Genomic DNA, 12,875 nt, shown 5'->3' with positions numbered 1-12,875 from the left:
ATGGATTCCCTTCAAAAACAAATTGTAGAAAAAATGATGGTGTCGCCGGAAATCAACCCCCAGGAAGAAATACGTCGCAGTGTTGATTTTATGAAAGCATATTTGAAAAAGCACTCATTTTTGAAAAGCTTGGTCCTTGGCATCTCAGGTGGTCAGGATTCCACTTTATTAGGAAAACTTGCACAGATGGCAATCAACGAGATGAATGAGGAAACAGGGTCATCCGATTATGCTTTTTACGCAGTGAGACTTCCCTACGGAGAACAGGGAGATGCCGAGGACGCCATTGATGCAGTGGAATTCATTACCCCGTCTGTTTCTATGACGGTCAATGTCCAGCCGGCAGTCGATGCCAGCGTAGAAACTCTGAAGAAAAACGGCATCGAACTTTCCGACTTTGTCAAAGGAAACGAAAAGGCACGTGAACGGATGAAGGTTCAATTCGCCATTGCTGCCATGAAGGATGGTGTTGTCCTGGGTACCGATCATTCTGCTGAAGCGGTTACCGGCTTTTATACGAAGTACGGTGATGGAGCGGCAGATCTCGTTCCCCTTTTCCGTCTGAACAAACGGCAAGGGAAGAAGCTCTTGAAGGAACTTGGTTGTCCGGAACACTTATACAATAAGAAACCAACGGCGGACCTTGAGGAAGACCGTCCACAACTTCCGGATGAAGAAGCCCTTGGTGTCACATACGATCAGCTGGATGATTATCTGGAAGGAAAAGAAGTGCCTCTTGAAGCAAAGAAAGCTATCGAAGGTCATTACTTGAAAACACAGCATAAACGTCATCTGCCTGTGACAGTGTTTGATGATTTCTGGAAATAAGAATGGAATTAAGCCAACTCTCAGCATGTGCGGGGTTGGCTTTTTCATTTGTCTACATTCTTCGCCATTCGACAGAAACAGACTGTGACAGACCCCAGAGTACTTATATCCTACCAAATCCCTAAAATTTCTATATTAATTTGCCAATTTATAGAGGATTTTCGACTTTTAAAACGAAAGTAATAATAGTTAAGGACGATATTGATGTATTCAGGAGGGGTAAGATGTCACATGAAATGGTAAACCCGAAGCTGCAAAGTATCATTGATAATATAGAAAAAGTCATGATTGGAAAAAGGAAGGTAGCGGAACTGAGTGTCGTTTCACTTTTGGCCGGCGGGCATGTATTGCTTGAGGACGTTCCCGGTGTGGGGAAAACGATGATGGTTCGTGCACTGGCGAAGTCGGTGGGGGCGAGCTTTAAACGCATTCAGTTCACACCGGATTTATTGCCTTCAGATGTAATAGGTGTGTCGATTTATAACCCGAAGGAAATGGAATTCACATTCAGGCCGGGTCCGATCATGGGGAACATCATTCTCGCGGATGAAATTAACCGTACGTCACCCAAGACCCAGTCCGCACTGCTTGAGGGCATGGAAGAGAGCAGCGTGACGATCGATGGAATGACGCGGAAGCTTGATAAGCCATTCTTCGTTATGGCGACCCAGAATCCGATTGAGTATGAAGGGACATATCCCCTACCGGAAGCGCAGCTTGACCGCTTCTTATTAAAGATGAAAATGGGCTATCCTGAACCGGAAGAAGAGATGGAGGTTCTTCATCGCGCTCAGAAAAACCCGCCGATCGATGAGTTGGAGTCTGTCATGACCTTGGAGGAATTGAGATATATTCAAGGGGAAGTGAAAGATGTATTGGTCGATGACACGATCAAGAAATACATTGTGGAAATTGCGAATCGTACAAGGATTCATGCCAATGTTTACTTGGGAGCAAGTCCACGTGGATCCATCGCATTAATGAAGGCATGTCAGGCTTATGCCTTTTTAAGAGGCAGGGATTATGTGGTTCCCGATGACGTTCAATACTTGGCACCGTTTGTTTTCTCCCACAGGATCATTATGAAATCTGAAGCGAGATATGAAGGTATCACTCCGGAAGAAGTAGTGGAAAGAGTGATGGCACGTATCCCGGTTCCCGTACAAAGGCTTGTGAGATAGGATGAAGATGAAACTTCAATTTCTCAAACCTTTAGGGAAGTTTCTGCTTCTGCTCATTTTAGTGGGGATCTCGTTTTCTTACGCGATGTTCCAGGGGGGATTCGTCAGCTGGTTTTTATTTTATAGCTTTCTGCCATTCGCCCTTTATGCTGCTTCTGTATTCTTATATCCTCTTTCTGAGTTTTATGTAGAGAGGAGCTTCGAATCAAATGAGTACAAAGCGGGGGATGAGTTGAAGGTAACGATTACCCTTTCACGAAAGATTCCATTTCCTTTATTTTATATGGTGTTAGAGGATGTAGTATCAGATTCCGTTTTTCACCATTCCAGTTTTCAAAAGGCGAAAGCGATGATTCACCCTGGATTCAGAAAACGAATCAAGCTCACGTATTACATAGAAGAACTGCCCCGTGGAGAGCATGTCTTCTCTGCTGTCCGACTCCGCGCCGGCGATTTCTTTGGCATATTTGAAAAAGAAGCATCCATTGATTGTACCAATAAGCTTCTTGTGTATCCTGCTTTTGTCGATGTTCCGTACAGGCCTCTGGAAAATCGCTATGATCAAGGGATGACCACTTCAAATGTGAAGATTCAGAAGGACACGACGATGGCAACGGGTATCCGTGATTATCAACCGGGGGATCGCTTCTCATGGATTCATTGGAAGACCTTTGCCAGAACGAATGAGCTGATGACGAAGGAATTTGAGGAACGTCAATCCCACGATGTACTGATCGTATTGGATCGGGAAGACTCTCCTGCCTTTGAATCGATGGTGACATTGACGGCTTCGATGATTCGTTCCATTTTGAAAAAAGGCGCGCAGGTTGGACTTATCTCGATTGGGGAAGATCATGTATCCTTCCCGATTCGCGGCGGTGAAGAACATCAAAGTCAGCTATTCTATCATCTGGCGAAGGTCAGACAGGATAGCCCTTACGCTTTAGGAAAAGTACTGCAGGGGGAAGGGTTGAATTATTCCCAATCCGCAGCTGTGCTGTTTGTCACTTCGTCTGTCTCAAAAAAGATGATCATGAGTGTGAATCAGTATGCCAAGCGGAACAGTTCGGTTGTGATTTTTTTGGTGAAGCGAATAGGGGAAGCCTATACGGCCGAGGAGAAATCGTTGAAAGCTTACGCCTCGTCCCGCGGTATTCGACTGAAGGTATGCTTTGAAGGTGACTTCTCTTCTGCCTTTATGGAGGTGAAACGAGCATGAGTCATGAAACACCTAAACACCGATTCTTTACGATTATGATCTATTTGTTTGGATTTCTGCTTTTATGGGAATGGCTGAAGCCCCTTCAGGTGGTGACGGATACTGGGAGTTTGACTTATTTTGTGGTATTTATTGCTTTATCACTTGTCCTGTCCTATTTCAGGATTCACTATTTCCTTACAGCGGCAGTTAAGTTATTCTTTATTTTGTTTGCGTTACATGGATTGTATTATTCAGGTTCGTTTTTTACCTTTGCATGGTTAGAGAAGTTCGGGGGTGACCTGTGGCTGAATCTCGGTTTGACAGTTGGCCGTGAATGGCCAAGTCTTTCGTTCGAGTACAGAAGCCTATTGTTCTTTGTTTTACTATGGCTGATGACGTATTTGCTTTATTACTGGTTATCCGTCAGAAAGACGATTCTCCTCTTTTATGTGATGACCGTGACCTATATTTGTCTGATCGATACGTTCACGATTTATGAAGGGGATCGGGCAATTATCCGGGTCGTCATTTTCGGCTTCCTGTTAATGGGATTGTTGGCTCTCGAACGTTTGGTTCAAAGGGAGAACCTTCTTGGATCCAAGATGAGCAGGCACCGCTGGATTGTGCCGCTTACGGTTATGCTTGGGGTGAGTTCAGTTGTTGCTTTTGCCGCCCCTAAGGCAGATCCTATCTGGCCGGATCCGGTTCCTTATATTCAATCTTTTGCTGAGGGAGCCGGTGGCAGTGGCGTGAACAAATTAGGTTATGATGAAGATGATTCTCAGCTTGGGGGACCCTTTGTCGGTGATCCCACTGTCATTTTTAATGCTGAAGTAACGAGAGAACACTATTGGAGAATTGAAACGAAGGATCTCTATACAGGCAAGGGCTGGGAGCAATCCATTCCTGATGACCAGAAGGCTGCCACCTCTTTTGACTCAGAGGAAATGGTTCCCTTCACAACCAACGAACCGGATGGGGAACGGGAAGTGGAAACAGAGAGGGTCATGGTGGAACGAACCTATTCCCATGTTGTCTATCCGTATGGGATAGAAAGAATAATCGGAAATGAAGAAGGCTATTTCTCCTTTGATCCCGTTAACGAAAAGGTTACAAGTTATGAAGGGGAAGACGAAACCATTAAATTAGAGGAGTATGAACTTTCCTACCGATCACCTTCCTATTCCCAGAAGAAGATGAAGGCAGCGAACGAAAATCAGGAAATCATGCAGATTCCTGAATTTGTGGACCGCTATACACAACTTCCCGAAACGACTCCCCAGCGTGTAAAGGACCTGGCTTTTGAGATTACATCGGAAGAAGATAATTGGTATGACAAAGTCAGGGCGATCGAGAACTATTTTTCGAAAGAAGCTTATGTGTACGACCAATTTGACGTGCCGGTGCCTGAGGAAGGGCAGGATTACGTCGATCAGTTCCTATTTGAAACCCAGAGAGGGTACTGTGATAACTTCTCCACTTCCATGGTCGTGATGGTCCGGGCACTTGGAATCCCCGCAAGATGGGCAAAAGGATATACAGAAGGGGAATACAGTAGACAAGTGGATACGATGTATAAGCTTTATGAAGTTTCCAATAATAATGCCCACTCCTGGGTGGAGGTATTCTTCCCGGAAGTAGGATGGGTGCCGTTCGAGCCTACTGTTGGATTCAGTAATAACGTATCTTATCAATATGACCTGGATGTACCTGAGTCGGAGAACAGCGAAGTTCCTGTTCCTGAGAAGGAGGAATCACCGAAACAGCCGATTCAACCTGAAGAAGATGATTCAAAAGCGGCTGGAAGTAGTTTTTCTCTTTCAAAACTTTGGGATGATACCAAAACATTCTTTGTGGAAAACTGGGGCAAGCTTGTCATGGGATTCATGCTCTTGCTTATCATGGGAATTGCTTTGTACATCGTAAGAAGAAGGTGGATGCCGTATGTCCTGATTTTCTATTACCGAAGAAAATCATCAGATGGTGCGTTTTCAGAAGCCTATCTTTCTTTAATTAAACAGCTTGAGAGATATGGACTGAAAATGGATGATGGACAAACATTAAGGGGCTATTCGCGATATATTGACTCATTCTTTGGTACCCATGAAATGACGAGCCTGACCAATAATTATGAACGTATTTTATATGGTCAGAGGCAAGGGGAAGAAGATTGGACGAAGATGAGGGAATTATGGGAAAATTTAATTAAAAGGACAACTGGTTGACCCTTTTGAAAACAAGGTATAAAATGATGTCAAATTCATAATAACGTTCGTTAGCATCCTTCGTATATCCTCGATAATACGGTTCGAAAGTATCTACCCGGTCACCTTAAATGACTGGACTATGAAGGCAGTGTTCTAATTTGACATCCCTGTATGCAAAAAAACTAGAATTCTGCCTTTTTTTAAGGCGAAGTCTGGTTTTTTTTATTTTTTTAGGAATGCTAACAACAACAAGTACTATAAGGATGGAGTACGTCCTGACCCATAATAAACTGATGAGGTGAACTGAATGCTTGGTAAAGAAGAATTGCACAATCAAGAAATGATCGTCGTTTTGGACTTTGGAAGTCAATACAATCAATTAATCACGCGAAGAATTCGTGAGTTCGGTGTTTATAGTGAGCTCCACCCGCATACAGTTACCCTTGAAGAAATTCAGGAAATAAACCCAACAGGGATCATATTCTCCGGGGGACCGAACAGTGTCTACGGTGAAGACTCATTCCGTTGCGATGAGCGCATCTTTGATCTGGACATTCCGATTTTGGGAATCTGCTACGGTATGCAGCTTATGACCATGCACTTCGGCGGAAAAGTGGAACGTGCGAAGCACCGTGAGTACGGAAAAGCGGCCATCAATGTAGAGAAACAATCTAAGTTATTCTCCAACCTGCCTGAAGAGCAAGTCGTATGGATGAGTCATGGAGATCTTGTAGTGGAAGCCCCTGCAGGCTTTGATGTGAACGCAACGAACCCTTCTTGTCCGATTGCTTCCATGAGTAACGAGGAAAAAGGATTATATGCCGTTCAATTCCATCCCGAGGTACGTCACTCTGTGCACGGAAATGAAATGCTTAAGAACTTCGTATTCGACGTGTGTGGGTGTGCAGGTGACTGGTCCATGGAGAACTTCATTGAAATGGAAATGGAGAAGATCCGTCAAACAGTCGGTGACAAAAAAGTCCTTTGCGCATTAAGCGGCGGAGTGGATTCTTCTGTTGTTGCAGTGTTGATCCATAAAGCAATCGGTGATCAATTGACTTGTATTTTCGTCGATCACGGCCTTCTTAGAAAAGGTGAAGCAGACAGCGTAATGAAAACTTTCGCTGACGGTTTTAACATGAACGTCATTAAAGTGGATGCTCAAGACCGATTCTTAAATAAATTAAAAGGTGTTTCTGACCCTGAGCAAAAACGTAAAATCATCGGGAATGAATTTATTTACGTGTTTGACGATGAAGCGACTAAGCTTAAAGGTATCGAATATCTTGCACAAGGTACTTTATATACAGACATCATCGAAAGTGGGACAGCCACTGCTCAGACGATCAAATCTCACCACAATGTTGGTGGACTGCCTGAAGATATGCAGTTCACACTTATTGAGCCATTGAACACACTGTTCAAAGACGAAGTGCGTGCTTTAGGATCTGAACTGGGTATTCCTGATGAAATCGTATGGCGTCAACCATTCCCGGGACCAGGTCTTGGTATCCGTGTGCTTGGAGAAATTTCTGAGCAGAAGCTTGAGATCGTTCGTGAATCTGATTACATCCTGCGTGATGAAATCAAGAAAGCTGGACTTGATCGTGACATTTGGCAATACTTCACGGTTCTTCCTGACATTCGAAGCGTCGGAGTGATGGGGGATGCAAGAACGTATGACTATACGATCGGAATCCGTGCCGTGACATCCATTGACGGTATGACTTCCGACTGGGCCCGTATTCCTTGGGATGTACTGGAGAAAATCTCCACACGTATCGTAAACGAAGTCGATCATATCAACCGCGTTGTGTATGATGTGACGAGTAAGCCACCTGCAACGATTGAGTGGGAATAGAAATTTATAGATTCTTGTACAAATAGGTGACAGGCACTTCCCGTCGAAGGTCGATTTTTTAGAATTCGACAAAAAACGGGAGTGCCTGTCACTTTGTGTATAAAACGAACATTAATATAAAAAATAATTAATAATGTTCGTATTTTATGTTGACGGTCATGTTTTGAGTTGGTACAATAGTACTGTAATCATAACAAAACATTATAAAAGTATTACGTCGTATAATTTCGGGAATAGGGCCCGAGCGTTTCTACCAAGCTACCGTAAATGGCTTGACTACGAGGTGATTGAGAGAATAGGACTGTTGAACAATTCACCATTGACCTATTCATCATGATCTTAACAGTCAAAGCCTTGAACTCTGGTAGTTCGAGGCTTTTTTTATTGAAATGCTGGATTCTGCGACGACTCTATAGGAGGAGTACAAGAATGAAAAATTTCTTTCAGTTTGACCAGTTAGGAACGACTTATAGAAGGGAAATCATCGGGGGATTAACGACATTTCTTTCAATGGCTTATATCTTGATCGTCAATCCATTGACGTTAACCCTTCAATCGGTACCGGATCTTCCGGATAGCATGAGAATGGATTACGGTGCAGTATTCGTCGCTACGGCTTTAGCGGCTGCCATTGGTTCCTTGATCATGGGGCTCATTGCAAAATATCCAATAGCCTTGGCTCCAGGTATGGGATTAAACGCATTCTTCGCATACACAGTAGTATTGACAATGGGTGTACCGTGGCAATCGGCATTAACTGGTGTGTTAATTTCAGGCTTGATTTTCATCGTACTCACACTGTCAGGTATTCGGGAGAAAATCATAAACTCAATCCCGGCGGAATTGAAATATGCAGTGGGAGCGGGTATTGGACTTTTCATTACATTTATCGGATTTCAAAACGCAGGAATCATTGTAAATAATGATGCAGTATTAGTTGGTCTTGGAGATTTAACAAATGGCTCGACTCTTCTCGCTATTTTTGGAATCATCATCACCGTCATTCTGATGACAAGAGGCGTTAAAGGCGGAATATTCATCGGGATGGTTGTAACGGCAATCGTCGGGATGATCGTTGGATTAATCGACACGCCGGAAAAAGTAGTAGACGCAGCACCAAGTCTTGCTCCTACGTTTGGAGCAGCATTAGATCCTTTATTCAATGATGCGGGCAGTATTTTTACGATACAAATGCTTGTTGTGATTCTGACATTCTTATTCGTTGATTTCTTCGATACGGCAGGTACCCTTGTAGCGGTAGCCAATCAAGCAGGATTGATGAAGGAAAATAAATTACCACGCGCAGGTAAAGCTTTATTCGCTGACTCATGTGCAACAGTGGTAGGAGCCATCTTAGGGACTTCGACGACCACGTCTTATATCGAATCTTCTGCAGGTGTAGCGGCAGGAGCAAGAACAGGATTTGCTTCAGTGGTAACGGCCGTCTTATTCCTACTCTCGATTTTCTTCTTCCCGCTGCTTGCCGTCATTACATCGGCAGTCACAGCACCGGCACTGATCATTGTAGGGGTGCTCATGGTTTCATCTTTGGGAGAAATTGATTGGAAGAAGTTTGAGGTAGCCGTGCCGGCATTCTTAACGATCGTAGCCATGCCATTAACGTATAGCATCGCTACGGGTATCGCCATCGGATTTATCTTTTACCCTATTACGATGATCATGAAAGGTCGCGTAAAGGAAATCCATCCGATCATGTATTTCTTGTTTGTCATCTTCGTTATGTATTTTATATTCTTAGTTTAAAACATAAAAAATCTTTAAGCTGGTCTCTCGGAGATCAGCTTTTTGTTATTTTCAAATGGAAAAGAGTGAAGGATAAATAGAGGAAACAGGGGGAGGACTAGAGAAGATATACGTATATGGGAAATATGAATTGAAAAAAGGATAGGTTTTCGTTAAAATCATGGAATCGGATAGTGTCGAAATCGGTCGAAATTATAGGGAGAATGACGATGTCTACTTTAAATGTGAAGAAAGCGCTGAATAACAATGTATTGATTGCAAATCATGAGAGTTACGGTGAAGTCGTGCTGATCGGGAAAGGGATAGGGTTCAACCGTAAAAAAGGGGACCCCATTCAGAATGATATTGCAGAAAAGATGTTTGTATTAAAAGGAGAGAAAGAACAGGAGCAGTACAAAAATCTTCTTCCTTTCTTAAATGATGATATGTCGAACGTCATCATTTCTGCCATCGAATTAATCAGAAAAAGAACCAACTCTTTTCTAAATGAGCATATTCACATCGCCCTGACCGACCATATCCTTTTTGCTATCAACCGATTGATGAGAGGAATGGAGATCCGCAATCCGTTTCTGGTAGAAACGAGAACGCTGTATCCATTCGAATACGAAATTGCCAGAGAAGTGGTGGGCATGATCAATGAAATGACCGATGTTCATTTGCCGGAAGGGGAAGTGGGATTTATTGCCCTTCATATCCATAGCGCCATGATGAACAAGGATCTGTCTGAAGTGAATCAACACTCCCAGTTGATTGGCCGCCTGACCGGGATGATCGAACAACAGCTGGATGTGAAGATTAATAAGGAAAGCGTCGATTATATGAGGCTCGTGCGCCACATTCGATATACAATAGAGCGGGTACTTAGGGAAGAACGCGTAGAAGAACCAGAAAAAATTGCAAAACTGTTGAAAGAGGAATACCCTCTCTGCTATAATTTATCTTGGAAGCTGATCAAGATGATGCAGCAAACATTACAAAAACCCGTCTACGATGCAGAGGCTGTATATTTAACCATGCACTTGCAGCGTATTCAGAGTAAAGTTAAATAAAGCACTTATCTTTCTTACGTGTTACTGATACGATCAGGCATGAGTGAAGAAGATGATTGAAACGTATAATTTGGGGTAGTCTATCCTTATACGTTCATTATCCTCTTTTCTCATGCCTTTTTTGTTTGCAATCATCATCTAATTAGTTGAAAAAATGAACGAAATAAAAGGAGGAAACTTCATGTTTAAAAAGGCTTTTGGCGTTTTACAAAAAGTCGGTAAAGCTCTCATGCTGCCTGTGGCTATATTGCCAGCAGCAGGACTTCTGCTTGCATTCGGTAATGCACTGCAAAATCCGACGTTATTAGAAATTGCTCCATTCCTTTCAAACGGCGGCGTTGAAATGGTCGCAAGTGTCATGGAACAAGCAGGTGGAATTATCTTCGGAAACTTGGCCCTGTTATTCGCAGTGGGTGTAGCCATCGGATTAGCTGGTGGTGAAGGGGTAGCTGGTTTAGCGGCTATCGTTGGTTTCTTGATTATGAACGTTACAATGGGAACAGTTGAAGGACTTGGAATCGGGGATGTAACAGGTGATGGTGTAGATCCTGCATACGCACTTGTTCTCGGAATACCTACACTTCAAACCGGTGTATTCGGTGGTATCATCGTAGGGATACTCGCTGCGGCTATGTACAACCGTTTCTTCCAAATCGAACTTCCTTCATACCTGGGATTCTTCGCGGGTAAACGATTTGTACCAATCGCAACTGCAGCTTCTGCTGTTGTATTAGGACTATTAATGTTATTAATCTGGCCACCGATCCAAAATGGCCTTAATTCATTCTCTAACTTTATGCTTGGTGAAAACAGAGCATTTGCTGCATTCATATTCGGTGTCATCGAACGTGCTCTTATACCATTTGGACTTCACCATATTTTCTATTCACCTTTCTGGTTCGAGTTCGGCTCGTATACTTCGGAAGCAGGAAATATTGTTCGTGGAGACCAGGCGATCTTCATGAAGCAGATTCAAGATGGAGTACAAGATCTGACTGCGGGTACTTTCATGACTGGTAAATTCCCATTCATGATGTTCGGTCTTCCGGCAGCGGCATTAGCGATCTACCATGAAGCAAAACCTGAAAGAAAAGCAGTTGTAGCAGGTATCATGGGCTCGGCGGCTTTGACATCATTCTTAACAGGTATCACAGAACCAATCGAATTCTCATTCTTATTCGTAGCACCGGTACTATTTGGTATCCATACAATCTTTGCCGGTTTATCTTTCTTAACGATGCACCTATTAGACGTTAAGATCGGTATGACATTCTCAGGTGGTTTAATTGACTACATCCTATTCGGATTGATCAACCCACAAACAAACGCCTGGATCGTTCTTCCGGTAGGGGCAGTATTTGCTGTCATTTACTACTTCGGATTCCGTTTCGCTATCCGTAAGTTCAACCTTATGACTCCTGGTCGTGAAGATGTAGACGAAGATGACGATGGATCACCGGCAAGTTCAGCTGGAGACCTTCCGTACAACATCCTGGAAGCAATGGGTGGACAAGAAAACATCGCTCACTTAGACGCATGTATCACTCGTCTCCGTGTTTCTGTGAATGATGTGAAGAGTGTCGATAAGAATCGCCTGAAAAAATTAGGTGCTTCAGGAGTACTTGAAGTCGGAGACAACATTCAAGCAATCTTCGGACCTAAATCGGATACGATCAAATCACAAATGCAAGATATCATTCGTGGGAAAGCTCCACGCAGAGTAGAAACAAGCGCAAATGAAGAAGTTGAACAACAGATTGAAGAAGTGAACCCAGATGCACTTCAAACAACTGAAGAACAAAAGAACGAAAAATTCGTAGCTCCTATCACTGGAGAAATCAAAGACATCACGGAAGTTCCTGATCAAGTATTCTCAGGGAAAATGATGGGTGACGGTTTCGCGATCGTACCGACAGAAGGAACAATCGTTTCACCTATCACGGGTAAAGTCGTAAACGTATTCCCGACGAAGCATGCCATCGGACTTGAGTCCAAAGCTGGCCGTGAAGTTCTGATCCATGTTGGGATCGATACGGTTAAATTAGAAGGTAAAGGATTCGAAGCACTCGTAAAAGAGGGAGACCAGGTAGAAGCAGGTCAACCTTTACTGGAAGTGGACCTTGACTACATCAAAGAAAACGCGCCTTCCATTATGACACCGATTGTCTTCACGAACCTTAAAGAAGGTCAACAAGTAACAATCGAGAAGTCAGGTAAAGTAAACCGTAACGACGAAAACATCATCAAGATCGACTAAAGAATAGTTAAAGCCCATTTTCATTCTCTGTTGAGGAGTGTGAAAATGGTTTTTTTTGTTAGTTTAGAAAAATTAATAGTGGGAATGAAACAAGTATAAGTATAGTTTCTACTATATAAGTAGTAGGAAAAGATAGAAGGCTTTGGTTGAGAGGTTTTAGAGTCTCGAATATAAGGGTCTAACCTGGGTTTGAGACGGGGTGATCATTGGAGAGAGTAGAAGAAAGTAGTAATTCTAAAAGTTTTTCTAAAAACTCTCTTAAAAGTATTGACGTATATCTAATAGATTGATATACTTTAAAAACCGTCGCAAGAGAGCAGCGGGTACATAACAACTTCAAACAGGGATTGAAAACATCTTGATAAAGTTGTTGACAAACACACTGCATTCTTGATATGATGGTCAAGTCGCTTCAAACAGAAGCACTTACACATTGAACCTTGAAAACTGAACAAAACAAGACAATACGTCAACGTTAATTCTAGATTTATTTTTAAAGAGCTATTCAAACTTTTATCGGAGAG

General features: G+C 42.9%; 8 protein-coding genes and 2 riboswitches. All 8 genes read left to right on the top strand.

Annotation, left to right across the window (positions count from 1 at the left end; translation table 11 throughout):
- The 8 genes from nadE (at window position 1) to ptsG (ending at window position 12,351) form a co-directional block, all read left to right on the top strand.
- Window positions 1-828 carry an ammonia-dependent NAD(+) synthetase gene (gene nadE, locus ACQKFO_RS23210; RefSeq protein WP_427601412.1) on the top strand — a complete coding sequence of 276 codons (828 nt, stop codon included), beginning with the start codon at window positions 1-3 and terminating at the stop codon, window positions 826-828.
- A 224-nt stretch (window positions 829-1,052) separates the two neighbouring features.
- Window positions 1,053-2,009, top strand: a complete 957-nt coding sequence (locus tag ACQKFO_RS23205) for an AAA family ATPase (protein WP_427601410.1) — start codon at window positions 1,053-1,055, stop codon at window positions 2,007-2,009.
- A gap of 7 nt (window positions 2,010-2,016) precedes the next feature.
- A complete protein-coding gene (locus ACQKFO_RS23200) occupies window positions 2,017-3,228 on the top strand; it encodes a DUF58 domain-containing protein (protein WP_427601408.1) in 1,212 nt (403 codons plus the stop codon).
- Window positions 3,225-5,435, top strand: a complete 2,211-nt coding sequence (locus tag ACQKFO_RS23195; protein WP_427601406.1) for a transglutaminase TgpA family protein — start codon at window positions 3,225-3,227, stop codon at window positions 5,433-5,435. The genes ACQKFO_RS23200 and ACQKFO_RS23195 overlap by 4 nt, the downstream gene beginning before the upstream one ends.
- Window positions 5,436-5,475: 40 nt before the next feature.
- Window positions 5,476-5,577: riboswitch (purine riboswitch) on the top strand.
- 147 nt (window positions 5,578-5,724) lie between these two features.
- Window positions 5,725-7,278, top strand: coding sequence for a glutamine-hydrolyzing GMP synthase (gene guaA, locus ACQKFO_RS23190; protein ID WP_427601404.1), 1,554 nt, complete (start codon window positions 5,725-5,727; stop codon window positions 7,276-7,278).
- A 197-nt stretch (window positions 7,279-7,475) separates the two neighbouring features.
- Window positions 7,476-7,577: riboswitch (purine riboswitch) on the top strand.
- 130 nt (window positions 7,578-7,707) lie between these two features.
- Entirely contained in the window at window positions 7,708-9,042 is a 1,335-nt protein-coding gene (locus ACQKFO_RS23185) for an NCS2 family permease (RefSeq protein WP_044340671.1), read from the top strand.
- Between the two features lie 209 nt (window positions 9,043-9,251).
- Window positions 9,252-10,094, top strand: coding sequence for a glucose PTS transporter transcription antiterminator GlcT (gene glcT, locus ACQKFO_RS23180; RefSeq protein WP_148971352.1), 843 nt, complete (start codon window positions 9,252-9,254; stop codon window positions 10,092-10,094).
- A gap of 181 nt (window positions 10,095-10,275) precedes the next feature.
- Window positions 10,276-12,351 (top strand): glucose-specific PTS transporter subunit IIBC, encoded by a 2,076-nt coding sequence (gene ptsG / locus ACQKFO_RS23175; protein WP_427601401.1) that lies wholly within the window; start codon window positions 10,276-10,278, stop codon window positions 12,349-12,351.
- Window positions 12,352-12,875: the final 524 nt, after the last annotated feature.

This window comes from Rossellomorea sp. NPDC071047 (genome assembly GCF_050270195.1).
Classification (GTDB): Bacteria; Bacillota; Bacilli; order Bacillales; family Bacillaceae_B; genus Rossellomorea.
Note: the sequence above shows the minus strand (reverse complement) of the source record. Positions and strands in the feature narration are given on the sequence as shown.